Annotated in this window: 24 protein-coding genes; 5 read left to right on the forward strand and 19 right to left on the reverse strand. The window is 71.7% G+C overall.

Features of this window, described 5'->3' with window-relative positions; all coding sequences use genetic code 11:
- The 16 genes from PJ985_RS20070 to rsmH all read right to left on the reverse strand — a co-directional run.
- The coding region (locus tag PJ985_RS20070) for a DivIVA domain-containing protein (protein WP_271685258.1) at positions 1-312 on the reverse strand (312 nt) is incomplete at its 3' end.
- A 49-nt stretch (positions 313-361) separates the two neighbouring features.
- Positions 362-646 (reverse strand): YggT family protein, encoded by a 285-nt coding sequence (locus PJ985_RS20075; RefSeq protein ID WP_271685259.1) that lies wholly within the window; start codon positions 644-646, stop codon positions 362-364.
- A 72-nt stretch (positions 647-718) separates the two neighbouring features.
- Complete coding sequence (locus PJ985_RS20080; RefSeq protein ID WP_271685386.1) at positions 719-1,342, reverse strand: cell division protein SepF; 624 nt, start codon at positions 1,340-1,342, stop codon at positions 719-721.
- A gap of 123 nt (positions 1,343-1,465) precedes the next feature.
- Complete coding sequence (locus PJ985_RS20085) at positions 1,466-2,146, reverse strand: YggS family pyridoxal phosphate-dependent enzyme (protein ID WP_333909879.1); 681 nt, start codon at positions 2,144-2,146, stop codon at positions 1,466-1,468.
- A 118-nt stretch (positions 2,147-2,264) separates the two neighbouring features.
- Complete coding sequence (pgeF, locus tag PJ985_RS20090; protein WP_271685261.1) at positions 2,265-3,017, reverse strand: peptidoglycan editing factor PgeF; 753 nt, start codon at positions 3,015-3,017, stop codon at positions 2,265-2,267.
- A gap of 11 nt (positions 3,018-3,028) precedes the next feature.
- Positions 3,029-4,267 (reverse strand): cell division protein FtsZ, encoded by a 1,239-nt coding sequence (gene ftsZ, locus PJ985_RS20095; protein WP_271685262.1) that lies wholly within the window; start codon positions 4,265-4,267, stop codon positions 3,029-3,031.
- Between the two features lie 316 nt (positions 4,268-4,583).
- Complete coding sequence (locus tag PJ985_RS20100) at positions 4,584-5,375, reverse strand: cell division protein FtsQ/DivIB (RefSeq protein WP_271685263.1); 792 nt, start codon at positions 5,373-5,375, stop codon at positions 4,584-4,586.
- 33 nt (positions 5,376-5,408) lie between these two features.
- A complete protein-coding gene (murG, locus tag PJ985_RS20105) occupies positions 5,409-6,497 on the reverse strand; it encodes an undecaprenyldiphospho-muramoylpentapeptide beta-N-acetylglucosaminyltransferase (protein WP_271685264.1) in 1,089 nt (362 codons plus the stop codon).
- Positions 6,498-6,503: 6 nt separating this feature from the next.
- Complete coding sequence (gene ftsW, locus PJ985_RS20110) at positions 6,504-7,883, reverse strand: putative lipid II flippase FtsW (protein ID WP_271685265.1); 1,380 nt, start codon at positions 7,881-7,883, stop codon at positions 6,504-6,506.
- Positions 7,884-7,932: 49 nt separating this feature from the next.
- Positions 7,933-9,408, reverse strand: a complete 1,476-nt coding sequence (murD, locus tag PJ985_RS20115) for a UDP-N-acetylmuramoyl-L-alanine--D-glutamate ligase (RefSeq protein ID WP_271685266.1) — start codon at positions 9,406-9,408, stop codon at positions 7,933-7,935.
- Positions 9,405-10,469 (reverse strand): phospho-N-acetylmuramoyl-pentapeptide-transferase, encoded by a 1,065-nt coding sequence (gene mraY, locus PJ985_RS20120; protein ID WP_271685267.1) that lies wholly within the window; start codon positions 10,467-10,469, stop codon positions 9,405-9,407. Before mraY ends, murD begins: the two co-directional genes overlap by 4 nt.
- A complete protein-coding gene (locus tag PJ985_RS20125; RefSeq protein ID WP_271685268.1) occupies positions 10,466-11,977 on the reverse strand; it encodes a UDP-N-acetylmuramoyl-tripeptide--D-alanyl-D-alanine ligase in 1,512 nt (503 codons plus the stop codon). The genes mraY and PJ985_RS20125 overlap by 4 nt, the downstream gene beginning before the upstream one ends.
- Positions 11,974-13,662: a UDP-N-acetylmuramoyl-L-alanyl-D-glutamate--2,6-diaminopimelate ligase gene (locus PJ985_RS20130; protein WP_271685269.1), complete on the reverse strand. Its 1,689-nt coding sequence runs from the start codon at positions 13,660-13,662 to the stop codon at positions 11,974-11,976. The genes PJ985_RS20125 and PJ985_RS20130 overlap by 4 nt, the downstream gene beginning before the upstream one ends.
- Positions 13,663-13,676: 14 nt before the next feature.
- On the reverse strand, positions 13,677-15,554 hold the full coding sequence (locus PJ985_RS20135) for a peptidoglycan D,D-transpeptidase FtsI family protein (RefSeq protein WP_271685270.1): 1,878 nt from the start codon (positions 15,552-15,554) through the stop codon (positions 13,677-13,679).
- A complete protein-coding gene (locus PJ985_RS20140; RefSeq protein WP_443033538.1) occupies positions 15,551-16,108 on the reverse strand; it encodes an FtsB family cell division protein in 558 nt (185 codons plus the stop codon). Before PJ985_RS20140 ends, PJ985_RS20135 begins: the two co-directional genes overlap by 4 nt.
- Positions 16,105-17,079: a 16S rRNA (cytosine(1402)-N(4))-methyltransferase RsmH gene (gene rsmH, locus PJ985_RS20145; RefSeq protein ID WP_271685271.1), complete on the reverse strand. Its 975-nt coding sequence runs from the start codon at positions 17,077-17,079 to the stop codon at positions 16,105-16,107. The genes PJ985_RS20140 and rsmH overlap by 4 nt, the downstream gene beginning before the upstream one ends.
- A gap of 282 nt (positions 17,080-17,361) precedes the next feature.
- Here rsmH and PJ985_RS20150 point away from each other — a divergent pair, with 282 nt between their 5' ends.
- From PJ985_RS20150 to PJ985_RS20165, 4 genes are all read left to right on the forward strand, one after another.
- Positions 17,362-17,877, forward strand: coding sequence for a beta-class carbonic anhydrase (locus PJ985_RS20150; RefSeq protein ID WP_271685272.1), 516 nt, complete (start codon positions 17,362-17,364; stop codon positions 17,875-17,877).
- A 155-nt stretch (positions 17,878-18,032) separates the two neighbouring features.
- Positions 18,033-19,025 (forward strand): AAA family ATPase, encoded by a 993-nt coding sequence (locus PJ985_RS20155; RefSeq protein WP_271685273.1) that lies wholly within the window; start codon positions 18,033-18,035, stop codon positions 19,023-19,025.
- Positions 19,025-20,311, forward strand: a complete 1,287-nt coding sequence (locus PJ985_RS20160) for a DUF58 domain-containing protein (RefSeq protein ID WP_271685274.1) — start codon at positions 19,025-19,027, stop codon at positions 20,309-20,311. The genes PJ985_RS20155 and PJ985_RS20160 overlap by 1 nt, the downstream gene beginning before the upstream one ends.
- 189 nt (positions 20,312-20,500) lie before the next feature.
- Positions 20,501-22,909, forward strand: a complete 2,409-nt coding sequence (locus tag PJ985_RS20165) for a transglutaminase family protein (protein WP_271685275.1) — start codon at positions 20,501-20,503, stop codon at positions 22,907-22,909.
- 225 nt (positions 22,910-23,134) lie between these two features.
- Here PJ985_RS20165 and PJ985_RS20170 read toward each other — a convergent pair whose 3' ends face one another.
- The 3 genes from PJ985_RS20170 to PJ985_RS20180 all read right to left on the reverse strand — a co-directional run bounded on the left by PJ985_RS20170 (position 23,135) and on the right by PJ985_RS20180 (position 25,068).
- Positions 23,135-23,548, reverse strand: coding sequence for a DUF3040 domain-containing protein (locus PJ985_RS20170; RefSeq protein WP_271685276.1), 414 nt, complete (start codon positions 23,546-23,548; stop codon positions 23,135-23,137).
- Between the two features lie 208 nt (positions 23,549-23,756).
- Positions 23,757-24,542, reverse strand: a complete 786-nt coding sequence (locus PJ985_RS20175) for a methyltransferase (RefSeq protein WP_271685277.1) — start codon at positions 24,540-24,542, stop codon at positions 23,757-23,759.
- A gap of 70 nt (positions 24,543-24,612) precedes the next feature.
- Complete coding sequence (locus PJ985_RS20180) at positions 24,613-25,068, reverse strand: SAV_6107 family HEPN domain-containing protein (RefSeq protein WP_271685278.1); 456 nt, start codon at positions 25,066-25,068, stop codon at positions 24,613-24,615.
- 199 nt (positions 25,069-25,267) lie between these two features.
- Between PJ985_RS20180 and PJ985_RS20185 the strand changes: the two genes are divergently transcribed.
- The gene (locus PJ985_RS20185; RefSeq protein ID WP_271685279.1) at positions 25,268-25,933 is read left to right on the forward strand and encodes a TetR/AcrR family transcriptional regulator; all 666 of its coding nucleotides are present in this window, start codon (positions 25,268-25,270) and stop codon (positions 25,931-25,933) included.
- Positions 25,934-26,003: the final 70 nt, after the last annotated feature.

The raw sequence follows: 26,003 nt of genomic DNA on the forward strand, positions 1-26,003 counted from the left end.
CGCGGGGAGCTGCGGAGGACCGCCGCCCATCGGGCCCTGCTGCTGCACCGGCTGCGGACCTGATATGGCCGGCGGTCCACCGGGACGGTCCTGCTGCTCCGGCTTGCGCATGTTCTGCTGCTGCTGGTTCTGCGCGGCAGCGCGCGTGGCTGCGGCCAGCTTGGCCCGCAGGTCCTCGTTCTCCCGGAGCAGCTTGGTCAGCTCTGCCTCGACCTCGTCGAGGAAGGCATCGACTTCATCCTCGTCGTAGCCTTCGCGGAGACGGACGGTCGTGAACTGCTTGTTCCGCACGTCCTCGGGGGTCAGCGGCATCTCTTCACCTCAACGTAAGTCGTCGGCATGTCGGCAAGGCCGTCCTCGTTCACAGTCCGGCCACGACGCTGATCAGAACGAAAATGATGATCATGAGTACGAAGAAGGACAGATCGAGCGCCACACCCCCGAAGCGCAGCGGCGGGATCACCTTCCGTAGCGTCTTCAGCGGCGGATCCGTGACAGTGTAGGCGGCTTCCAGAGCAACGACCATCGCCCTGCCCGGCTTCCAGTCTCGCGCGAACATGAAGACATAGTCCATCACCAGACGGAAGAGGAGGAGGCCGAGGAAGACGCGGAGGGCAATCACGACGACCTCTTGAACGATCCCCATGCTGCCTGACCCTCTCCCCTGTTTACCCCGCCCGGCCGCTCTTCGGCCGGGACTCTTGCGTCGGTCCTGCTGTCAGCTCTGGTTGAAGAACCCGCTCTCGGCGATACGGGCCTTGTCCTCGGCCGTTACATCGACGTTAGCAGGAGACAGGAGGAACACCTTCTGTGTCACGCGCTCGATGCTCCCATGGAGGCCGAAGACAAGACCAGCGGCAAAGTCGACAAGTCGCTTCGCATCGGTGTCGTCCATCTCCGTCAAGTTCATGATCACCGGGGTGCCTTCGCGGAAGTGTTCCCCGATGGTACGGGCCTCGTTGTAGGTCCGGGGGTGCAATGTGGTGATCCGATACGGCTCCCGCTCGGATACGACCTTGGGCATGATCACCGGTGCGCTCTTCTCCAGGCTCTGCCGTTCGGATGTGATGGAAGACACGGGAGCGATCCTCCCGGATCGGCGGCTTTCGGTCAGCAGTGCGGCCGGAGCGGGTTCCGCTTCCCGCGGTGCCGGGGGCTGCGCGGCACGCACCGGTTCCTCCACCGGACTTCGGGACGGTGGCTCACGATCCGGCTGGCGTCTCCCTCGCTCGGGCTCCGGCTCGGGTTCGAACTCGTCGTCGGGGCCGTACCCCTGACGGTCATAGCCGTCGTCCTCCACGAGGCCGAGGTAGACCGCCATCTTGCGCATCGCGCCAGCCATCGCTGCGTCCTCCGCTCTGTGGTGGATCGGCTCCGACTGCCGGTGCCCTGGATCCACATAAACCTGTCCGAATGCCTCGGAAATGACCATATTTTCGACTGTGGTCATACTTCCTTCGTGACGTTACCCGAGGTCAGGGCGTACTCCGAGCACCGCACTGCCGACGCGCACATGTGTCGCTCCCGCGGCGATCGCTTCCTCGAGATCGGCACTCATTCCGGCAGACACCATCGTGGCAGCAGGATGCCGCAGCCGCAGGCCGCTTGACAGATCCCGCAGGCGCGCGAAAGCTGTTTCCGGCCGCCCGGCGTACACCCCGGAGAGCGGCGCGACCATCATGAGCCCTGCCAAGTCGAGCCCCGGAGCCTCCGCGACGGCGTCCGCCAACTCCTCGATCCCGGCCGGCGCGACACCTCCACGCTCCTCACCTGCCCCCGACTCCTTGTCCAAGGCAACCTGGATAAGGCACCGCAGGTCGGGGCGCTGCTCCCGTCGCACAGCAGCGGAGAGACCGGCCACCAGCCGCAGCCTGTCCACCGAGTGCACAAAGTTTGCATATCGGACAACGGAGCGCGCCTTGTTGGTCTGCAACTGACCGACGAAATGCCATTGGAGAGGCAGCTCCGCGCAGGCGGAAGCCTTGCCTGCCGCTTCCTGGTCCCGGTTCTCGGCCACGTGCCGGACCCCGAGGCCGGCCAGCAGCCGAACGTCCTCAACGGGATACGTCTTGGTGACCACCACCAGCGTGACTTCTTCACGTTCGCGCCCTGCAGCGTCACAAGCGCGAGCAACGCGCTCCTCCACCCGGGCGAGAGCGTCGGACAGTTGCGCACGCCGGTGCGCCTGCTGCTCCCCGTTCACCGCAACGCCCCCGACGACAGTCGCTCCGTCTGCGTCTTCGCCCGGACCACGGGCCCGCCACTCACGCCGGTACCGGCCCGGCAGCCGGAGCCGGGAGCCACACATAACTCCCCAGCCGGCCGGTGACCCGCTCACGGCGGTACGAGAAATGGCCGGGCGACTCCCGCGTGCACACCGCGGACAGCACGATGTCCCGGACGCCGCAGCCCAGAAGCTGCTGCCGGATCCCCTCGGGAATGTCCACCGCCGGGGTGCCCCGCCCGGTGACCGTCGCACTGCCGGGAACCGCCCGCTCCACCTCGTCCCGCATCACGGCAGGCACTTCGTAGCACGGACCGCAGACCGTGGGACCGGTACGCGCGACGATCCTGGCCGGATCCGCGCCGAGCCCGCGCATCGCCTCGACCGTGGCCGGGACCACACCGGCCACCAGGCCGGGCCGCCCGGCATGCGCGGCGCCCGTCACCCCGGCAACCGGATCGGCCAGCAGTACCGGGGCGCAGTCCGCGGTCAGCACCGCGAGCGCCAGGCCGGGCCGTCCGGTGACCACCCCGTCGGCTTCGGGCGCGACTCCCCCGGGCCAGGGCCCCTCCGCGACCACGACGGTGCGGCCGTGCACCTGGTTCATCCAGAGCACCGCCGCCGGGTCGAGCCCGGATGCCCGGGCAGCCAGCTCCCGGTTGGTCCGGACAGCCACCGGATCATCGCCGACCGCGCCGCCGAGGTTGAGGGCGGCGTACGGGGGGGCGCTCACGCCACCCCGGCGGTCGGTGAAGGCGAAGTGCGCGCCTGCGGCGGTCTGCCGCGCTATCACGTCGGCCGAGTTCACTTCAGGAAATCGGGCACGTCGAGCTCCTCCACCTGACCGCCCTCGTACGGGCGGGCAGCGGGTACCTGGGGGGAGCCGAGAGCCGGCTCGGCCACGGGCTCCGGGGAGGCCTTGGGCTCGGGTACCGAAGGAACCTTGTCCTCCTCGCGTCCGGGCAAGGCACCGAGGCCGCCGAACGCGGGACGCGCCGGCTCGGGAGCGTCCGCCCGGTCCGGCGAGGCGGAGGACGATGCCTCTTCCTTGGCGCTGTAGGCACCCAGTACCTTGTCACGGTTCCGGGCGGGGGGCTGGCCACCGTCGAAGCCGGCGGCGATCACCGTCACCCGGACCTCGTCGCCCAGCGCGTCGTCGATGACCGCACCGAAGATGATGTTGGCCTCCGGGTGAGCGGCCTCGCTCACCAGCTGGGCGGCCTCGTTGATCTCGAAAAGACCGAGGTCCGAGCCTCCGGAAATGGAGAGCAGCACCCCGCGCGCGCCGTCGATGGAGGCTTCCAGGAGCGGGGAGGAGATGGCCATCTCCGCCGCCGCCACCGCACGGTCGTCGCCGCGCGCCGAACCGATGCCCATCAGTGCCGAGCCCGCCTCGGACATCACCGACTTGACGTCAGCGAAGTCCAGGTTGATCAGACCGGGCGTGGTGATGAGATCGGTGATCCCCTGCACACCGGACAGCAGCACCTGGTCGGCGGACTTGAATGCGTCGAGGACGCTCACCTGCCGGTCCGAGATGGACAGCAGTCGGTCGTTGGGGATGACGATGAGGGTGTCGACCTCGTCGCGGAGGCCCGCGATGCCGTCCTCCGCCTGATTGGCCCGCCGGCGCCCCTCGAAGGTGAAGGGACGGGTGACGACGCCGATGGTCAGGGCACCGAGCGAGCGGGCGATGTTCGCGACGACCGGCGCGCCGCCGGTGCCGGTGCCGCCGCCCTCGCCGGCGGTGACGAAGACCATGTCGGCCCCCTTAAGGACCTCTTCGATCTCCTCACGGTGATCCTCCGCGGCGCGGCGCCCGACGTCGGGGTTGGCGCCGGCGCCGAGCCCCCGGGTCAGCTCACGGCCGATGTCGAGCTTGACGTCGGCGTCGCTCATCAGGAGGGCCTGCGCATCGGTGTTGATCGCGATGAACTCGACGCCCTTGAGACCGACCTCGATCATCCGGTTGATGGCATTGACGCCGCCGCCGCCGATACCGACGACCTTGATGACTGCGAGGTAGTTCTGCGGTGCTGCCACGTCGAAGGCCTCTCGCCTCGAGTTACGTGTCGCCGCCCGCGGAGTCCGCGGAGCGCCGACTGATGCCGTTGGGACGGCTGGTGGGCCGACCCGAACCCTAACGCCCAGTTTAGGGTTTCCCGTACTGCTCGTTCCTGGGGTTCCTCGGAACGGACACTAAGTCGCCAGGTGGTGAGTGTTCAATGAACACGCCGAACCTCACGTTTTTCTTTTCACCCTATGTGATCACCCTCCGTGCCGGTCAACCAGGGTGCTGGCCTGCGGGGATGCGGTGCGGCCGGCCGGCCTCCGCAGACCGTGCTCCCCCGGCTCCTCCTCAACCCGCCGACGCCGCGGGGGCGCTGGGAACACTCACATCGAAGTGTTCGGCATCCTCCACCGCTTTCATGAGTGCGGTGAGCGCCTCCGCTTTCGCCGCGGACTGCTCCGCACTGCCCCACCGGACCGTAACGCCGCCGGACAGCTCCAGCACCACGGCGTCGTAACTCCGCACCCGGATGACGGCGGTGCGTGCACGCAGGGACTCCGGCAGCGCCGCGGCCACCGCGACGGCCTCGGTCCGGATCCGGTCCTCCCCGAACCGGCGCAGACTCGCTCCGGATTCCAGATCCAGCTCCAGCAGCGGGACTCCGGCAGCCGCCTCGGCCACCTCCGCGTAACCGACTCCCTCGGCGTCCACCTCCGTGTACCCCGATGTGGTGGGAACGAACACCTCCGGTTCCCGTTCGGTCACCTTCAGGCTCACGCCGCTCGGCCAAGCACGCACCACGTCAACGGACTTCACTCGCGGCAACTCCTTGAGCAGCCGGTCACGCACCCGTGCCTTGTCGAGCGTTGCCATCGGTGCCCCCAGCGGGACCCCGGCCGCCTGCTCGATCTGCTGCTCCGTCAACTCGCGCGGTCCGTCCGACCGGCTCACTGACACGCGCTCGATCCGCAGCCAGTCCGACCCGTAGAGCGCCCAGCTGCCGAACCCGCCCACGGTCGCCGCCAGGACGGCCAGGAGCGCCAGCAGAGCGCGGCGTGGCAGTCGGCGCCGGACCGGCGGGACAGACGCCGACTGCCCCGGCTCGCGCTCCTGTTCGGCGCTCCTCACCGGTCCGGCCACCCTGGCTCCTTGCTCTCGTGTCCGCGTCTCAGCTCACCGGGAGGACGCGATCGCCTCGTGCACCATCCGGACCAGCAGCTCGTCGGCATCCCTCCGGCCGAACTCGGCAGCGGCCCGGGACATGGTCAGCAGCCGCTCCGGGTCGGTGAGCACCGGGATGATGCTGCGCTGGATCCACTCGGGCGTGAGCTCGGCGTCGTCGATCATCAGGCCGCCGCCCGCCTTGACCACCGGCTGCGCGTTGAGCCGCTGTTCGCCGTTGCCGACGGGCAGCGGGACGTACACGGCGGGGAGCCCCACCGCGGCGAGTTCCGCGACGGTCATCGCGCCGGCCCGGCAGAGCATCATGTCGGCCGCCGCGTAGGCGAGGTCCATCCGGTCCACGTACCGTACCGGGATGTAGGGGGGCATGCCCGGCATGCCGTCGGGCTGCGGCAGGTCGTTCTTCGGGCCGACCACGTGCAGTACCTGCACGCCGGAGCGCTGCAGGGTGGGCGCGATCGCCTCGATCACCTCGTTGAGCCGCCGGGCGCCCTGCGACCCCCCCGACACCAGGAGGGTCGGCAGCTGGGGATCGAGCCCGAACGCCGCGCGGGCTTCGGCACGGACAGCGGCGCGGTCCAGCGTGGCGATGGAACGGCGCAGCGGGATGCCGACGTACCGGGCGTGCCGCAGCTTGCTGTCCGGCGTGGAGACCGCGACGTGCTGGGTGTAGCGCGCGCCGATCTTGTTGGCGAGCCCGGGACGGGCGTTGGCCTCGTGCACCACGATCGGCACACCGAGGCGTTTCGCGGCCAAGTAGCCGGGCAGCGCGACGTAACCCCCGAATCCCACCAGGCAGTCGGCCTTGGCGCCCTCGAGGACCTGCTCCGCGGCCTTGACGGTGCCCCGCAGCCGTCCGGGCACCGTGATCAGCTCGGTGGTCGGTTTGCGGGGCAGCGGGACGGCCGGGATCAGAGCGAGTTCATAGCCGCGCTCCGGTACCAGCCGGGTCTCCAAACCCCGCTCCGTGCCGAGCGCTGTGATGCCCACGGTCGGGTCCTGCCTGCGCAGGGCGTCCGCGAGGGCGAGCGCGGGCTCGATGTGACCGGCGGTCCCCCCGCCGGCGAGTACGACATGCACCGAAATTCACCGCTCTCCGGACGGCGCGTCCGTACCGCGCCGTCGCATCGTCTTCCGTGTGAGCCCGGATGGCTTCCTGCCACCGGACTGCCGCCGCATGGCCAGAGCGGCACGGGCCGCGGGATCGCTGCGCGCGAAGGCGATCAGCAGTCCGACGGCGAACATGGTGGGCAGCAGGGCGGACCCCCCGTAGGAGAACAGCGGCAGGGGCACTCCGGCGATCGGCAGCAGTCCGAGGACCGCACCGATGTTGATCACGACCTGCGCCATGAGCCAAGCCGTCACCCCTCCCGCGGCATACCTGACGAAGGGATCCTCCGTACGTCCGGCCACGCGGATACCTGCATAGCCTAGAGCCGCGAAGAGCCCCAGGACCGACAGAGTCCCCGCCAGGCCCAACTCCTCCCCGGTGATGGCGAAAATGAAGTCCGTGTGCGGCTCGGGGAGTTCTCCCCATTTCTCCACACTTGCACCGAGACCGGAACCGAACCAGCCGCCGGAGGCGAGGGCATAGACGCCGTGCACCGCCTGCCAGCAGCGGTCCCCGGGACCGGGATCGGTGGCCAGCACGCAGGCCAGCCGGTCCATCCGGTGCGAGGCGGTGGCGATGAACAGCGCGCCGAGCACCGCGGCGGTGGCCAGCGCACCCGCGAAGAGCCGGGTGGGCGCCCCGGCCAGCCAGAGCAGACCGAACAGCACGGCGGTGAGGATCATCACGGTGCCCATGTCGTTGCCCAGCAGCACCAGTCCGGAGACCAGCATGGCCCCGGGCACGAGCGGGATCAGCAGGTGACGCCACTGCGCCAGAAGCCCCCTCTCCCCCTTGCGGGCGAGCAGGTCGGCTCCCCAGAGCACCAGGGCCAGCTTGCCGAACTCGCTGGGCTGGAGCATGAACGGGCCGCCCACGGAGATCCAGTTCGTGCTGCCGTTTCTCGTGACACCGATGCCCGGCACCTGGACGGCGACCAGCAGGACCACGGTGATCAGGAGGAACGGGTAGGTGAGGGCACGCAGGAGCCGCACCGGCATCCGGGAGGCGAGCAGGAGCAGCCCGGTGCCCAGCGCGGCGGCCACGAGCTGTTTGCGGAAGTAGAAGGTGGCCGGCAGGTTCTGGCTCAGTGCCTGGATCTGTGAGGCGGAGAACACCATCACCAGGCCGAGCATGGTGATGAGCAGCCCGGTGCCCAGGATCACGTAGTAGGCGGTGAGCGGGCGGTCCCAGGTCCGCCTGAGCCGCTTCACCAGGCGGCGCGGGCCACGGTCGCGGCGGGGGCGGGGTGGCTGCGAGGTCCCGGAGGCGCGCGCCCGCGGATTGCCGCGGGAGCCCGGGGCGGGGCGTGCCGGCGAGGGCTGCCTCCGCCGGACCGCCGGATGATCCGCCGCCATCGTCGTCCCCTCCCGAGCTCCCGTGACCGGCGTCCGCGCACCCTGCCCGCTACTGCTCGTTCTCCGCGGGGCCGGTGGCCAGGGCGCGGACGGCGGCGGCGAACGCGTCGCCCCGCTCGTGGTAGTCGGTGAACATGTCCATCGAGGCACAGGCCGGTGCCAGGAGCACCGTGTCGCCGGGGCGGGCCAGCCGGGCGGCTTCGCGGACAGCCTCCGTCATCGCCCCAGTGTCGGTCCGGCTGAGCTCGGTGACCGGCACATCCGGGGCGTGTCGGGCGAGCGCTTCGGCGATGAGCCGCCGGTCGGCACCGAGCAGCACGACTCCGCGCAGCCGTTGTGCCGAGGCGGCCACCAGCTCGTCGAACTCGGCTCCCTTGGCCAGGCCCCCGGCGATCCAGACGACTGACTCGCAGGAGACCAGGGAGGCTTGCGCGGCATGCGTGTTGGTCGCCTTGGAGTCGTCGATCCAGACCGCGCCGGCCACCTCCGCGACCCGGGTGATGCGGTGGGCGTCGGGACGGAAGGCCCGCAGCCCGTCCCGTACGGCGTGCGGCGGCACCCCGTAGGCACGGGCCAGGGCCGCGGCGGCCAGCGCGTTGGCGATGTTGTGCGGTACCGGCGGCTGGACGTCACCGACCTCGGCCAGTTCCTGGGCGAGCCGGTGGCGGTCCTCGGTGAACGCGCGGTCGACGAGCAGGCCGTCGACGACTCCGAGCTGGGAGGGGCCGGGCGGGCCGGGGGTGAAGCCGATGGCGCGGCAGCCCTCGACGACGTCGGCCTGCCGTACCAGGGCCTCGGTGGCCGGGTCCGCGGCGTTGTAGACGCAGGCGACCGTGTTGCCCCGGTAGACGCGGCCCTTGTCGGCTGTGTACTGCTCCATGGACCCGTGCCAGTCGAGGTGGTCGGGGGCGAGGTTCAGCACCGCCGCCGAGTGGGCGCGCAGGCTCGGCGCCCAGTGCAGCTGGTAGCTGGACAGCTCGACGGCGAGGACGTCGTAGGGCTCCTCGGCCAGCACCGCGTCCAGGACCGGGGTGCCGATGTTCCCCACGGCGGCGGTGCGCAGCCCGGCGGCCGCCAGGATGGCGGCGAGCATCCGGACGGTGCTGGTCTTGCCGTTGGTGCCGGTGACCGCCAGCCAGGGGGCCGGGGCCGGCCCGCCCGGCGGGGCGGGCCGCAGGCGCCAGGCGAGCTCGACATCGCCGATGACCTCGGTACCCGCCGCCGCGGCGGCGGCGAACAGCGGGCTCCCCGGCTTCCACCCGGGTGAGGTGACGACGAGTGCGGTGCCGTGCGGGAGCGAGGCGCCGTCGCCGAGCCGGACGGTGATGCCGTCGCGCTCGAGCTCCTCGGCACCGGCCCGCTGCCGGGGCCCGTCCCCGCCGTCCACGACGGTGACCCGGGCCCCGAGCCCGGTGAGGGCCCGGGCCGCACTGCTCCCGCTGACGCCCAGGCCGGCGACGGTGATGTGCTCCCCGGCGACGCGGAAGGGGTCGCCGGGACGGTGCTCCGTGCTGCGCTCGTTCACCAGCCGGCCACCCAACTGCCGTAGAAGATGCCGAGACCGACGATCACGCAGATGCCCTGGATGATCCAGAACCTGACCACCACCAGGACTTCGCTCCAGCCCTGGAGTTCGAAGTGGTGCTGGAGCGGCGCCATTTTGAAGACCCGTTTGCCGGTGAGCCGGAAGGAGCCCACCTGGATCACCACGGACATGGTGATCAGGACGAAGAGCCCGCCGAGGACGGCCAGCAGCAGCTCGGTCCGGGACAGGATGGCCAGCGCGGCCAGCGCGCCGCCGAGTGCGAGTGAACCGGTGTCGCCCATGAAGATCTTCGCCGGTGAGGTGTTCCACCACAGGAAGCCGAACAGCGAGCCCATCAGCGCGGCGGCGACGATCGCGAGGTCGAGCGGGTCACGCACCTCGTAACAACCGGCGCCGGCGGTGAGTTCGTTGGCACAGGTCTGTCCGTACTGCCAGACACCGATGAAGACGTAGGCGCCGAAGACCATCGCGGAGGCACCGGTGGCCAGGCCGTCCAGACCGTCGGTGAGGTTCACCCCGTTCGACATGGCCAGGATCATGAACAGCGCCCACAGGACGAACAGCACCGGGCCGATGGACCAGCCGAAGTCCTGGGTGAAGGACAGATGGGTGGAGGCCGGTGTCAGCTCTCGGGAGTCGGCGAAGTTCAGCGAGAGGATCGCGAACGTGACGCCGACGATGAACTGACCCATCATTTTCGCCTTGGCCCGCAGCCCCAGACTGCGCTGTTTGACGATCTTGATGTAGTCGTCGAGGAAGCCGACCAGGCCCATCCCCGCGAAAAGATAGAGGACCAGCAGCCCGGAGACAGTCGGTGAGTTGCCGCTGACCAGCTTCGTGACCAGGTAGGCGATCAGCGTCGCCAGGATGAAGGCGATACCGCCCATCGTGGGTGTACCACGCTTGCTGTGGTGGTCCCGGGGCCCGTCATCGCGAATGAACTGACCGTAGCCCTTGCGGGCGAGCAGCTTGATCAGCAGCGGCGTCCCGACGAGGGTCAGGAACAGCCCGATAATGCCGGAGAAGAGGATCTGCCTCATCGGGCTGCGGCCCCTTCACCCTCGCCACGCGCGGCTCCGCCCGGACGGACGGACTCAGCCGCCCCCGCCCGGGGCGCGGCGTCCGCGAGCGCCATGGCGACCTGTTCCAGCCCCTCCGACCGGGATGCTTTCACGAGCACCACATCTCCCGGCCGCAGCTCATCCTGCAGCAGATCCACCGCTGCCTGAGCGTCGGACACGTGCACCGACTCCTCACCCCACGAACCCTCGTTCTTGGCGCCCATGTCGAGCCGGGCGGCCTCCGGGCCGCCCACTGACACGAGCTTGCTGACGTTGAGCCGGACAGCGAGCCGTCCGACGGCGTCGTGCTCGGCGTACGAATCGTCCCCGAGCTCGGCCATGGTGCCGAGCACCGCCCAGGTACGGCGCCCCCGGCCCATCGACGCGAGCGCGCGGAGCGCGGCCCGCATGGAGTCAGGGTTGGCGTTGTAGGCGTCGTTGACGATCGTTACGCCGTCCGCCCGCTCGGTGACCTCCATCCGCCACCGGGAGAGCGTGCCTGCCCCGGAGAGTGCTTCGGCGATCGCCTCGGCGGACATACCCGCCTCATGAGCGACAGCCGCCGCGGCAAGCGCGTTCGACACGTGGTGCTCACCGTACAGACGCATGATCACATCAGCGTGACCGGTAGGGGTGTACAGCCGGAACGAGGGGCGGCCGTCCTCGCTCAGGCGCACCCGGCCGGCCCGGATCCCGGCGTCCTCGGCCTCACCGAAGAGCACCACGCGCGCCCGGGTACGGGACGCCATCGCGCGGACCAGCGGGTCGTCGGCGTTGAGTACCGCGACCCCGCCCTCGGCCGCGGTGGGAAGCGCCTCGACCAGCTCGCCCTTGGCCTGCGCGATGGCTTCCCGGCCGCCGAACTCGCCGATGTGCGCGGTGCCGACGTTCAGCACCACGCCGATGCGCGGGGGCGTCAGCGCGGTGAGCGCGCGGATGTGCCCCAGGCCGCGGGCGCCCATCTCCAGCACCAGGTACCGGGTGGACGGCTCGGCGCGCAGTGCGGTCAGCGGCAGGCCGATTTCGTTGTTGAAGGAGTCCGGCGTCCAGACCGTGGGCCCGGCCCGCTGCAGCAACTGCGCGATGAGGTCCTTGGTGCTGGTCTTGCCGGAGGACCCGGTCAGCGCCACCACGGTGGCCCCCAGGGTCCCGACGACGTGCTGGGCCAGGGCGCCCAGCGCGGCCGTCACATCGTCCACCAGCACGGCCGGCGCGTCGACCGGGCGGGTCGCCAGCACTGCGGCAGCCCCCGCGGTGACCGCCGCCGCTGCGAAGTCGTGCCCGTCAGTGTGCTCACCCGGCAACGCGGCGAACAGGCAGCCCGGGACCGCCTGCCGGGAGTCGATGATCACCGGACCCGTGATGATGACGGGCGCGCGGCCTTCGGACCGCCCGGTGCCCCCGGCGTCCGGAGGGGAGAGTCCGGATATGCCGTGCGGTCTGCCCCCTACGAGGGTGGCGAGTTCGGTGACGGTGAGAGGGATCATGTGTCGTTGTCCTGGTCCGTCCCGGAGGAGTGGGTGGCGTGGCCTGCTCGCTCGATGGCGGCGCGCAGCTCCCGGCGGTCGTCGAAGGGCCGGACGACACCGGCGATGTCCTGTCCCTGCTCGTGGCCCTTGCCTGCCACCAGCACGGTGTCCCCGGGCTCCGCCCGGGCCACCGCCGCGGCGATGGCCGCCGCCCGGTCCTCCTCGAGCAGGACGATGCCCCGCTCGTGGGTGGGGACTTCGGCAGCGCCGCCGAGCATCGCGGCCAGAATGAAGAGCGGGTCCTCGGTGCGTGGGTTGTCCGAGGTGAGCACCGCGGTGTCGGCGAGGCGGGCGAGTGCGGCCCCCATCGCGGGGCGCTTGTGAGGGTCCCGGTCCCCGCCGCAGCCGAGTACAGCATGCAGCCGGCCGTCGGTGACCTTGCGGATGGCGTAGAGCACGGACTCGACCGCGTCGGGCTTGTGCGCGTAGTCCACCACCGCGAGGTAGGGCTGTCCGGCGTCCACCCGTTCCAGCCGGCCGGGAACGCCGGGCACGGCGGCGACACCGTCGGCCGCGGTCTGCGGGTCGACGCCCGCGACGGCCAGCGCGGTGATGGCCGCCAGCGCGTTGGCGACATTGAAGGCCCCGGGCAGTGGGGCGGCGGCCTTCACCCGCACCCCGTCGGGGCCCAGCACGGTGAACGTGGAGCCGAGCGGGCCGACCTCCACCCCCGCGGCGCGCCAGTCGGCGTCCGGGTGCCCCTCGGCGGAGAAGGTGGTGACCGGGATCTCCGACTCGCGGGCCAGCCGCTGGCCGTACTCGTCGTCCAGGTTGACCACCCCGGCCCGGGCCCGGGCCTTGGTGAACAGCTGGGCCTTGGCCCGGTAGTAGTCCTCCATGTCCGGGTGGAAGTCGAGGTGCTCCGGGCTGAGGTTGTTGAAGACCGCAATGTCGAAGACACAGCCGTCCACCCGGCCCAGGACCAGCGCGTGGCTGGAGACCTCCATGGCGACCGCCGTGACGCCGCGCTCCCGCATGGTGGCGAACAGCGCCTGAAGTTCGGTGGCCTCGGGCGTGGTGCGCTCGGACTTGATGCGCTCGTTGCCGACCCGGGACTCCACACCACCGATCAGCCCGGTGTGCTCAGCGTCCCCGGCCGCCTGCCGCAGCCCGCCCTCGACCAGGTAGGTCGTGGTGGTCTTGCCCGAGGTGCCCGTGATGCCGATCTGCAGCAGGTCCTGGCCCGGCTCGCCGTAGATCAGGGCGGCCAGGGCGCCCATCCGGCCGCGCGGGTCGGGCACGGTGAGGACCGGCAGCCCGGTGGCGGCGGCCCGGGCGGCGCCGGACGGGTCCGTGAGCACCGCGACGGCACCCAGGCTCGCGGCCTGGTCGGCGAAGTCAGCGCCGTGGAACCGGGCCCCGGGAAGGGCGGCGTACACATCCCCCGGCCGTACCGCGCGGGAGTCGTGGGTGATGCCTGTGACCGGCTTCTCGCCTCCTGGATCCGGGACTCCCAGGTGCCCGGCGAGCTCCGCCAGGGACACCGGGTGGACATGCTGGGGCCGGGGAGGCCCGGCCGGGGTCTGATCAGCTTGTGGCACGGCCGTGAGCGTACCCGCAGCGGCGGGGGTGCCGCGAAGCGAGGGGCGCCGCGGCGGCTCCGGGGCGCGCGGGTTCCGCCCTCCGCCGGTGATCGTCTGCATGTCCTGTGCTCCGCTCACTCGTCCGGGTCGAAGGTGGGCGCGAGCACCGCAGGCTCCTCGCCCGAGGGCGGCACCTGCAGTGCCTTCAGGGAAAACTCCATGACCTGCTGGAAGACCGGTCCGCAGACCTGGCCGCCGTAGTAGTCCCCCCGCGGGTCCTGCACCGCGCAGTAGACGGTGATCCGGGGCTCGTCAGCGGGGGCGAAGCCGGCGAACGAGGCGGTGTAACCGTTGTAGGTGCCGGTGGCCGGATCCACTCGATTGGAGGTGCCGGTCTTTGCCGCGACCCGGTACCCGGGGATGCGGGCGACCCGGGCGGTTCCCCAGTCGTCGTCGGCCACCGCGGTCTCCAGCATGGCGGTGACCTGCCGGGCGGTCTCCTCGCTGACCACCCGGGTCCGCTCGGGCTCCGGGGCGGGCTCGTAACGGCCGTCCGGGCCGGTGGTGCCGCGCAGCAGGCCGGGGGTGATCCGCTCGCCGCCGTTGGCGATGGTGGAGTAGAGGGAGGCGGCCTGCACCCCGTTCACGGACAGCCCCTGGCCGAACGGGATGGTGTGCTGCTGCGCGGCGTCCCAGTCCGCCGGATCAGCCAGGAGCCCGGAGCTCTCGCCCGGAAGGCCGAGACCGGTCGGGCTGCCGAGCCCGAAGGCCCGCAGGTACGAATGGAGCACCTGGTTGGCCTCCGGCTGGGTGTCGCCCAGCGCCTCCGCGGCCAGAATGGTCCCGATGTTGCTGGACCGCGCCATCACTCCGGCAAGGGTCAGGTGGTAGGTCTCGTGGTCGTGGTCGTCCGCGAAGTTCCGGTCGGCACGGGGCAGCCGGTTGGGCACCGTGACGTGGGTGTCCGGGGCGGCCACGCCCTCCTCCAGCACCGCCGCCATCGTGACGATCTTGTTCGTCGAACCGGGCTCGTAGATGTCCTCCACCGCCGGGTTCCGCAGGCCGTTCGCGGCCGCGGTCCCGAGATCGTTGGGGTCGTACCCGGGCGCGGTGGCAAGCGCGAGGATCTCACCGGAGCGGGTGTCCTGAACGATCACGTAGCCGCTGTCCGCCTCCGACTCCACCACCTGCTCCGCGATGGCACTCTGCGCGGCCCACTGGATGTCCCGGTCGAGGGTGAGCTCCATGTCGACGCCCGGCACCGCCGGCTGCTCGCTCGACCCGGCGGTCGGCACCCGGCGGCCGCCGGACTGGGCGTACCGGATCCTGCCGTCCTCACCTGCCAGTTCCTCGTCCAGCCGCCTCTCCAGCCCTCCGGCGCCCTCGCCCTCACTGTTGACGAAGCCCAGCACCGAGGCCGCCAGGTCGCCGCCCGGGTAGACCCGCTTCGGGTTCTTCTCCCGGAACAGCCCGGCGAGCACCTGGTGACCGGTGCCGGCGCGCTGCTTCTCGGCCAGAGTGCGCCGCAGCTCCTGGATCTGTCGCCAGGTCTGCGGGGTCTGCTGCCTGGCGAGGACGGCGTACTGAGAGTCCGGGGCATCGAGCAGGGCGGCCAGCCGGTCCTCGTCCTGCCCCAGGATGGGAGCGAGCAGGGCTGCGGCCTGGTCGGGCGCGTCCTCGGTGCCGGTGTGCTCCGCGGTGAACAACGACGGGTCAGCAGTGATGTCGTAGGCGTCGACGGTGGTGGCCAGAGCAACGCCGTTGCGGTCCGTGATGTCTCCGCGCTGAGCAGCCAGCGGGAGGGTGATGTAGCGATTGACACCGGCTTTCTCGGTGTAGGAGGCGGCGTCGACAACCTGCACCTGCACCAGCCGCACCACGAATGCCAGCATGACCAGGGCGAGCCCCAGGCTGACCAGGCGCAGCCTCGGCCGCGGGCTGCCCAGGCGCAGCGGGGTCTCGGCCGGTCCGGGGCGCCGGGGGCGCGGCCGGGGCCGTGGCGCGGTGCTCACCGGCCGCCCTCCTCTTCCTCACCGGGTTCCTCATCGGGCCCTTCCGTACCGGGGTCGGGGTCCACGCCCCCGGACCCGTCCGGTCCGGCGGCTTCCCCGGCCCCGGCCGGTCCGGAAGAGGGGTCCGGCCCGACCGGTCCCTCGTCCCGCGCGCCGTCCTCCGGCCCTTCCTCCGGCTCCTCGGCCTCCTGCTCCTCGGGCTCCGGCGCGGGGGCCGGTTCACCGAGCACCGTTCCGTCCGGACCGAGGAAGGCCGGGGGGCCGCCGGGCACCAGCCCGAGCTCCCTGGCCCGCTCCGCCAGCGCGGCGGGGGCCGAGAAGGCGTCGACCTCGGCCTGCAGCGCCTGCTGCTCGTCGGTCAGTTCCTGGGTTTCCCGGCGGAGCTCACTGAGCTCGAACGATCCCTGATTCAGAGAGGCGTTGAGAAGCAGCAGGGCGAGCATGCCGCTGCCGAGCAGCACCACGATGAGCAGCACGAAAGGGGTGCGGGCCGCCGTTGAGGTGCCGGTGGGCACCATCCGGGCAAGCTTCGCGAGCCGCTCCTGTGCGGTCACCGCGCCTCCCGGACACGCTCCGCAGCGCGCAGCCGGGCAGAGGTGGCCCGGCGGTTTCCGGCGATCTCGTCGGAGGTGGGCAGTTCGGCGCCGCGGGTCAGCAGCCTGAGCCGGGGCTGGTACTCCTCGGGGACGACCGGCAGCCCGGGCGGTGCGGTGGTGGCTGCTCCAGCCGCCAACGCCCGCTTGACCAGGCGGTCCTCCAGCGAGTGATAGGAGAGAACGGCGATCCGGCCGCCGACCGCCAGCGTGCCGATCGCCGCGGGCACGGCCCGCTCCAGCACCGAAAGCTCCCCGTTGACCTCGATCCTCAACGCCTGGAAGGTTCGCTTGGCCGGGTTGCCTCCGGTGCGCTTGGCAGCCTGCGGGAGAGCGCTGCGGATGAGCTCGACGAGCCGGGCGCTGCGGGTGAATGGCTCCCGTTCGCGCTCCTTGACCACCACCTCGACGATCTTGCGGGCGAACTTCTCCTCGCCGTAGGCCCGCAGAATGCGCACCAGCTCGCCCGGCGGGTAGGTGTTCAGGACGTCCGCCGCGCTCATCCCGGCGGACTGGTCCATCCGCATGTCGAGCGGGGCGTCCTGGGCGTACGCGAAGCCGCGGTCTGCCTCGTCGAGCTGCATGGAGGACACCCCGAGGTCGAACAGCACCCCCGCGACGGCCCGGATGCCCAGCCGGTCCAGGACCTCGGGCAGCTCGTCGTAGACGGCGCGTACCGGCGTGGCGCGGTCCCCGAACGGTGCCAGCCGTTCGCGGGCCAGCTGCAGGGCGGCGGGGTCGCGGTCCAGGGCGATGAGCCGGGCCGCTGGGAAGGCGCTCAGCAGCGCCTCGCTGTGCCCGCCGAGACCCAGGGTGCAGTCGACGACGACGGCGCCGGGTCGGTCGAGGGCAGGGGCCAGCAGGTCCAGACAGCGCTGGAGCATGACAGGTCGGTGCCGGGCTTCCGCCGGACGGTCGTTGCTGGTCGTCATGCGCCTTCCGACTTCCGAGGGGGAGGTGAGACTCAGGTGACGGGCACAGGGCTCACGCCTCCCACTGTGCGTCACATTAGTCCACCTGGTTTCGCGGTCAATCACTGAGGGTGCGCCGTGTGGCGTGCCTCGCCGAGCCGGCCGGGGGCGGCTCGGCGGTACGTCCGGGCCACGCACCCACTGTGACATGCCTCACAATGTGAACCCTCTTGGGGTCTTTGCCTGGTCTCACAGTGCGATCCTGCCCCGCAATCGGGAGGCGCGGGCGCTACCGTCGAGATCATGTCGCCTACCGTCACTGATCAACTGGTTTCCGCCAATCTGCGCTACGCAGCGACCTTCGAGGATCCCGGTATGGACGCTCGGCCGGTCCGTGAGGTGGCCATCGTCGCCTGCATGGATGCCCGGATCGACCTCCACGCCGCGCTCGGTCTCGATCTCGGGGACTGCCACACCATCCGCAACGCGGGCGGGGTGGTCACCGACGACATCATCCGGTCCCTGACGATCAGCCAGCGTGCGCTCGGCACCCGTTCCGTCCTCCTGATCCACCACACCGGCTGCGGCCTGCTCAACCTCACCGAGGACTTCCGGCACGAGCTGGAGCTCGAGGTCGGCCAGAAGCCCAGCTGGGCCGTCGAGTCGTTCCGGGACCTGGATCAGGATGTCCGGCAGTCGATGGCCAGGGTGCGCACGTCTCCGTTCCTCCTGCACACTGACGATGTCCGGGGATTCGTCTTCGACGTGTCGACCGGTCTCCTCCGCGAGATCGACCCCGCTCCCGCGCCTGCTGCCTGACGCGCGGGGCGGGCCCTGGGGGGGGTCGGGCAGGATGGTGGGATGAACGCCTGCCGGAGGGGCATTCGTCGGTGGCGGCAGAGATGCGGCGACAGCGGGGCGGTCTGGCCCGAATGCACCGGGAGCCGGGCAGCGCAACGGGCCTAGGAGGACCGGTGACGACCTTTGAAGAACGAGCGGGGCTCAGCGATCTGAGTGCCACGGCGGACCAGGTCCGCCGCTCGGTGGAGAGCGTCATCGAGGGCAAGCCGGAGGTCGTGCGGCTGTCCCTGACCGTGCTGCTCGCAGAGGGCCACCTGCTGCTCGAGGACGTCCCGGGAGTCGGGAAAACCATGCTGGCCAAGGCGCTGGCCCGGTCCATCGACTGCTCGGTGCACCGCATCCAGTTCACGCCCGACCTGCTGCCATCCGACATCACCGGCGTCAGCATCTACGACCAGCGGCGGCAGGAGTTCGAGTTCAAGCCGGGCGCGGTGTTCGCCCAAATAGTGATCGGCGACGAGATCAACCGCGCCTCGCCCAAGACCCAGTCCGCCCTGCTGGAATCCATGGAGGAGCGCCAGGTCACCGCGGACGGCGCGACGCACGCCCTGCCCGATCCGTTCATGGTGATCGCCACCCAGAACCCGGTCGAGATGGAGGGCACCTACCCGCTTCCCGAGGCGCAGCGGGACCGCTTCATGGCACGGGTCTCCCTCGGTTATCCCAGCCCGGAAGCGGAGCTGCGGATGCTGGAGTCGCACGGCGGACACTCCCCGCTCGACACCCTGCGGCCGGTGGCCCACGCCCACGACATCCTCAAACTGATCGAGGCGGTGCGCGAAGTGCACGTCTCCGACGCGGTGCGCCGCTACGCCGTGGCCCTGACCCACGCCACCCGCAGCCACCCCGAACTGCGACTCGGCGCCTCCCCCCGGGCCACCCTTCATCTGCTGCGGGCCGCCAAGGCCACCGCGGCACTGGCGGGCCGGGAGTTCGTGCTGCCCGACGATCTCCAGGCCCTCGCGGTGCCGGTGCTGGCGCACCGCCTGCTGCCGACGGCCCAGGCCCAGCTCAGCCGGCGTTCCACGGAGCACCTCGTCACCGAGATCGTGCACGTCACCCCGGTGCCCGAGCCCTCTCCGCAGCAGCCCCGGCGAGGCCGCTGATGCCGGACGGTGACGCGGACGCCCGTGGCCCGCTCCGGGCCGCCTTCAGCGGGCTGACCACCCGTGGCCGGTCCTTCCTGGCCGCCGGGGCCGCCGCGGGCGGGTCCGCCTACGTCCTGGGCCAGCCCGACCTGTTGCGGGTCGGGATGCTGCTGACCGTCCTCCCGGTGCTGTGCGTGCTCGTGCTGCACCGCACCCGCAGCCGGGTGGCCGCCTCCCGGCTGCTGACCCCGGACCGGGTGACGGCCGGCGGGGAGTCCCGGGTGCACCTGAGGGTCGAGAACGTGGCGCGCGGCATGCCCACCGGGGTGCTCATGCTGCAGGACCGGGTGCCCTGCGTTCTCGGCTCGCCGCCCCGCTTCGTGCTGGACCGCATCCCGCCGGGCGGCCGCCGTGAGCTCACCTACCGGGTGCGCTCGGATCTGCGCGGACGGTATCCGCTGGGTCCTCTCCAGCTCCAGCTCACCGACCCCTTCGGCATGGCTGAGCTGACCCGCTCCTTCCACGCGTCCGACACCCTCACGGTGCTTCCGCACATCGAACCGCTCCCCTCCGGAGCCCTCCCCGGGGACAGCCGGGGGCACGGTGACGGCACCCGGCGGACCGTGTCCCGGGCCGGTGACGACGACGTCATCCCCCGCGAGTACCGGCACGGTGACGACCTGCGCCGGGTGCACTGGCGCTCCACGGCACACCGCGGGACGCTGATGATGCGCCGCGAGGAGCAGCCGCTGAAGGAACGCTGCACCGTGCTGCTGGACACCCGGCACGCCGGGTACGAGGGCGCCGGCCCGCACTCACCGTTCGAACAGGCGGTTGCCGGGGCCGCCTCCGTCGTCTCCCATCTGGTGGCCCGTGACTACGCGGTACAGCTGCTGACCGACACCGGAGCCCTGCTGCCGGGCACCGGAGCCGAAGGGGCCGGCGGCGCCGCCGAGATCAGCGGACTGCTCCTGGACGCCCTGGCGGTGGTCACCCCTTCGCAGGGATCCGGCTTCGAAGGGGCCCGTTCGGTTCTGCGGGAGGGGGAGGAGGGGCTGCTGATCGCCTTCCTCGGTTCCGTGGACGCCGAGCAGGCGGACCTGCTCGGCGGGATCCGCCGGCAGGCGCGCGGCGGCGTGGCTTTCGCCGCGGCCGGCCGGCTGGACGCCATGCTGGAGATGCACCGTATGCGTCTGCTGCGCGAGGCGGGGTGGACCGTGCTCCCGTTCCACCCGGGAGTGCCGCTTTCCCGGCTGTGGCATCAGGCCTCGGCACCGGCCGGGCGGGCCGCGGGGGCCTGGTGATTCCCCGGCCGGGCCGGCCGCCGCCGGGGGAGGTGCCGTGGCCCGTTGGTGGCGAAAGCGCGGCGCGGTGGCCGGTTCCGCCCGGCGCCTGAGCCTTTCCCGGACGGCCCGGCGGTATCCGGCGCGGCCGGTCCGGGCACGCGCTCCACCGCCGGCACCCGGCCGGCGGCTCTTTGTGAAGGAGTTTCGATGGACGGCCGGATCCGGATCGCGGCCGCCGCCTGGGCGGCGACCGTGGCGGCGGCCTGCACGCTGCTGCCGCTGGTCGACAGCGGCGCATGGCTGGTACAGGCAGCCCTGCTCCTGGCGGCGCAGGGCACGGTGGGGGCGGTGCTCCGCGGATGGGGCCGGTCCGGAGTACTGACGTTCACGGCACAAATCCTGACCTCGGGTCTCCTGCTCACCCTGGTGACTGTGCCGGGGTATGCCCTCGGGGGCCTGGTCCCGGGGCCGGAGGCGCTACGGGAACTCGGGCTGCTGCTGTCCGCGGGCACCTCCGACATAGGCCACTACATCGTCCCCGCCCCGGTCACCGACGGTATACAGCTGCTGCTGCTCAGCGGCGTGCTGACCGTGGGTCTGCTGGTCGACCTGCTCGCTGTCACCCTGCGCAGCGCGGCGCCGGCCGGACTCCCGCTGCTGGCCCTGTACGCGGTGGCGGCCGGTGTCGATCAGGGCGGATCCCACTGGCCGTACTTCCTGATCGCGGCGAGCGGCTTCCTCCTGCTGCTGCTCGCTGAGAGCCGGGACCGGCTGGCGCACTGGGGCAGGTATCAGCCGGCGCCCGCCCGGCCGTCCACCGCGCGTCCGGAGGACCGTGGTGCGCGAGCGGCCGGCCCCCGGCTGCGCACCGGGCGGCGGATCGCGGTGGTGGCGCTCTCCGTGGCCGCGCTCGCCCCGCTGCTGCTGCCCTCCCTGGGCGAGGGCCTGCTGGACCTTTCCGGACGGGTGAGCGGAGGCGTGCCCGGAGAGCCTGCCCTGACAGCGGTCAACCCGGTCGTCGCGCTCCAGGACCAGTTGAACCAGCCGCAGAACCGCACCGTGCTGACCTACCGCACGGACAGCACTCCCCGGGAGATGTATCTGCGGCTCACTGCACTCGACCGGTTCGACGGGGAGAGCTGGAGTTCCAGCGGGAACACCCTCGACGAAGCGCCGGAGGTCCCTTGGCCGGTCGCCGGGCTGTCCGGCGAGGTGGATACCACCATGGTCAGCACCTCGGTCACGGCCGACGAGTCCTACGCGCAGCGGAGCCTGCCCGTGCCGTCCCCGGCGATCGACATCGCCGCGGAAGGCGCCTGGGTGTACGACATCTACTCCCGCACCCTGACCTCCAGCCGCCGGGATCTGACGACGGCGGGACTCACCTACGAAGTCCGGCATCTGCTGCTCGAACCCACCGCGGAACAGCTCGCCGGGGCACCGGCTCCGGCCAGCTCGGTCATCCGGGAGGAATTCACGCAGGTGCCGGACAGCTTGCCGGAACAGGTCCACCGGCAGGCTCTGGAGGTCACCGCGGGGGCCGCCAACGACCACGAACGGGCGGTCGCCCTCCAGAACTGGTTCACCCGGGAGGGCGGCTTCCGCTACGACACCGATGTGGCCTCGGGCACCGGCGCCGAGGCCATCACCCGCTTCCTGGAGGCCCGGGAGGGCTTCTGCATCCACTTCGCCTTCAGCATGGCGGCGATGGCCCGCACCCTGGACATCCCGGCCCAGGTCTCGGTCGGATTCACTCCCGGTATGCGGCAGGCTGACGGTTCCTACCGGGTGGGCATCCACGACGCGCACGCCTGGCCCGAGCTCTACTTCGAAGGCGTGGGCTGGGTCCGCTTCGAGCCGACGCCGGGGCAGGGCAGCCTCCCGCCGTACACCCGGCCGGAGAGGCCCGGCCCCAGCGAACGGTCCCGGGAAACCGAGACACCGGAGCGGGAGGACGCGTCGGACGGCCCGGACGCGACGGGGGCGCTGCCCGCGGATCCCGAGCGCTGCGACCCGATGCTGGAGCCCGGTGCCTGCGACGAGGCCGCGTCCGGCCCGGTGCCCGGACCGGACGGTGGCGCTGCCGCCTCGTGGCTGCCGTTCTGGGCGGCCGGCGGGGGCCTGCTGCTCGCTGCCCTGGCCGCGGCTCCCCGGCTGTGGCGGTCCCGGTCCCGGGCCCGGCGGCTCGCCCCGGGTGCCGGACCGCTGGCCGCCTGGCGTGAGCTCTCCGACACGGCCTGGGATTTCGGCATCCTGCCGGAGCCCTCCGAGACACCCCGGCGGGCAGCGCAGCGCATGGTGGCGGTGGGCGGCCTGTCCGAGACTGCGGCGACGGCGGCGCACCGGGTGGCCGGGGCGGTCGAGCAGGAGCTGTACGCGGCACGGAGCGCCGCCGGGGAGGTCGGAGACGTTCTCGCGGCGGAGGTGCGGTGTGCGAGCGCCGGGCTGCGGGCGACAGCCGGGCGGCGGCTCCGGCTGCGGGCCGCGCTGCTGCCGCCGTCCGCCGCACGCCTCACCCGAGTGTGGGCCGAGCGCCGGGCCCGGGCCGGGGCCGGCGCGACCGGGGTGCTGGACCGGCTGGCCCGCGCGCTGTCGCGACCCGGCCGCGGTGCCTGAGGACGGGGCATGGGCCCGTCCTCAGGCAGGACGGGGCCGGGGCGCGGTGGCCAGCCGGAGGCGGGCCCGCCGAGGCGAACGGCGGAGGCCCGGGTGCGGGCGATCAGCCGCGGTCAGCGGCGTTGGGCAGGGCCGGCGGGCCTGCCCCGGACCACACGAAAACCGGACGCTCCCCGCGGGGGTTGCTGCCCGGTTCCGGTACTTCCGGCGGTGGTGTCGCCGCGTTCAGTGATCCCGCTCGTCGCGGCGTCGCTGCCAGCGCTCCTCGATACGGCCCATGACCGACCGTCGCCGCCTGCCGGACGCCCGCTCGGCCTTGGTGCCGGGGCCGTCGGCTCCCGCTTGCATGTCCTGCTGGACGCTCTGGACCGGTGTCTTCTTCCATCCGGTCACTGCCAGCGCTGCGCTGCCGAGCATGATCAGAAACCCGACGACACTCAGCCAGATCAATTGGGCGACCATGCCGCCCATGAGGAGCGCGACGCCGACCAGAAATCCCATGGCCGCCTGGTAGACCCGCTTGCGGGTGTACGTACGCAGCTCACTTCCCTCGAGCGCTGTCGCGAACTTGGGATCTTCGGCGTACAGCGCTCGCTCCATCTGCTCGAGCATTCGCTGCTCGTGCTCCGAGAGCGGCACGGAGTCCTCCTACTCGTCGGCCGCGGTGGCGACCGGATCCGACCCTTCAAGAATAGGCAGGGCGTTCACCCTCTAGTACCCACCCTCTACGCCAATATCGCCCGCTGTCTCCAGGATGCCGGATCCCGAGGGGATGGACATGTCTTTCCCCCACGTTCATCGTGTCATGCCGGAGGCGTACTACCGATCATACGGGCTGAGCATCCGTTCAGGGGCTCGGAGCCCGGCCCGGGCGTTCGGCGAGGAGATGGAGCTGCCCGGCGATCGCCTGGTAGGCGGGGAGGGCCGAGGCTTCAGCCTCCAGCCGGGTGAGTTCCTGCAGCGATTCCGGGTCGGTGTCCACCAGAGCTCCGGGGACCAGATCGGCGAAGATCCGGATGCCGTGCACCGCGCTGGGCTCGAGCCCGGCACCGGTCACCAGGCCGGTGAGCTGCGCGACGGTGAAACGGTGCGGTGCCGGGTCGGCATCCCCCCATCGCCCCTGGGGGTCGGAGAGTGCGTGGCGGGCCTCCTCGAAGTGACCGGCCAGCGCACGCGAGAGCACCGCGCCGCCGACGCCGGCCGCCAGCAGGCTGAGCGTGCCGCCCTCGGGCCGCAGCGCGTCCGCCACGGCCCGCACCCCGGCCGCGGTGTCCTCGACGTACTCCAGGACACCGTGGCAGAGCACCATGTCATAGGCGCCGCGCCCCGCGACCTCCAGCAAGTCCTGGGTGTCCCCCTGCACACCGCGCACCCGGTCGGCCACGCCCTCTTCGGCCGCCCGCCGCTCCAGTGCGAAAAGCGCGTTCGGGCTCGGGTCGACGACGGTCACCCGGTGTCCGAGGCCGGCCACCGGGACACCGAAGCTGCCACTGCCCCCTCCGGTGTCCAGCACCTCCAGGGACGGCCGCCCGGCGGCCTCCGCCCGGCTCTCCAGGGCTGTACGGAGCAGCTCCCACACCACCCCGGTGCGCAGCGCGGTGTGCGGGCCGGGTGCTGTCGGCTCAGACGGCATGACGGGGGGCTCCTCGGTCGGTGCGGTCGGGCGGCTCCAGCTTATGGCCTCACCGCTGGAGGACCGCCGCTCAGGTCTCCCGCCGCCCGCGCGGCAGCACCGGCTGGACCCGCAACTGCTCCTCGACCAGGCGCAGGAAGACACCGGCGGCCCGCGCCAGGTCGTCGGCCTCCCGCCGGGTGACAGCCCCACGGACACCGGCCTCGACCCGCGCCCGGCGCACGGCGCTCGCGGCGAACAACGCGCTCCACTCGTTCAGCTCGGGAGCGATCTCCGGGAGCACGTCCCAGACGCTGCGGATGCTCCGGCGCCCCCTCGCGGTCGCCTCGGGCCGGCCGCGGACCGCGAGCACCGCGGCAGCGGTGCGCAGCGCGGCGAGGTGCACAGCGACGTAGGCGTCGCCGGCGTCCTCCCGGAGCGCCGCCTCCTCCAGGCCGCGCTCCGCCTGGGCGAGCAGATCGAGGGCGGCGGGCGGGGCGGGAGCCCTGCGCAGCACGGGGTGCACATCAGTCGGGAGTCCGGTCATGACGAGCCTCCTGTCGTCAATCAGCGGTGCAACTCTTCGATGTTCTGTTCGGTTCTTCGCATCTGAGCACATCCTCTCCCATGGCACTGACAACGAGCACCGGGCTGTGCAAACCCCTGCGAACGTCGCCGCCCCCACGGAGTACGAGGACTCCACCGGGACCGGAGGAGGTACCGCCCGGCGGGGAGAGAATCGCCCCATGGCACGCAGCAGCAGGCCGCGCCGGAGCGCGACCCGGCAGAAACTCTTCGAGGCAGCGGCCGGCCTCATCGCCGAGCAGGGCTTCTCCGCCACCACGGTGGAGGAGATCGCCGAACGGGCGGGGGTCGCCAAGGGGACGGTGTACTACAACTTCGCCGGCAAGACCGAGCTCTTCGAGGAGCTCCTGCTGCACGGCGTCGGGCTGCTCATCGGCTCGCTCCATGAGGCCGCGGACGAGGCACGGGAGCGGGGCGGCGGCACGATGGACGCCCTGGAGAGCATGGTCCGGGCAGGGCTCGTCTTCGTCGACGGACATCCGTCGCTCACCCAGCTGTACGTCGCCGAGCTGTGGCGCACCAACCGCGCGTGGAACCCCGTGCTGCTGCGGAAACGGCAGGAAGCGGTGGCGACCGTGGAGAATGTGCTCCTCCGGGGAAGGGACTCCGGGGAGCTGGACGAGCGGACCGATGTCCCGCTGACCGCCTCCGCGCTGGTCGGCATGGTTCTGGTGACCGCACTGGACTGGCAGGCATTCCAGCCGGACCGGTCGCTCGACGAAGTCCACTCGGCACTGTCCATGCTGCTGAGAGGCACGATCGACACCGGCGGACCCGTCGGAGGAACTGCCGGGAGCAGCCGGGCCGTCGGAGACCCGCGCGGCTGACGGCCGGCCACACATGCCCCCTCCCGCATGTGTGGCCGGCCGACCAGCTGCGGCCGCCCGCTCCGCCGCC

The sequence above is a fragment of the Streptomyces sp. ACA25 genome (assembly GCF_028200735.1).
Lineage (GTDB): Bacteria > Actinomycetota > Actinomycetes > Streptomycetales > Streptomycetaceae > Streptomyces.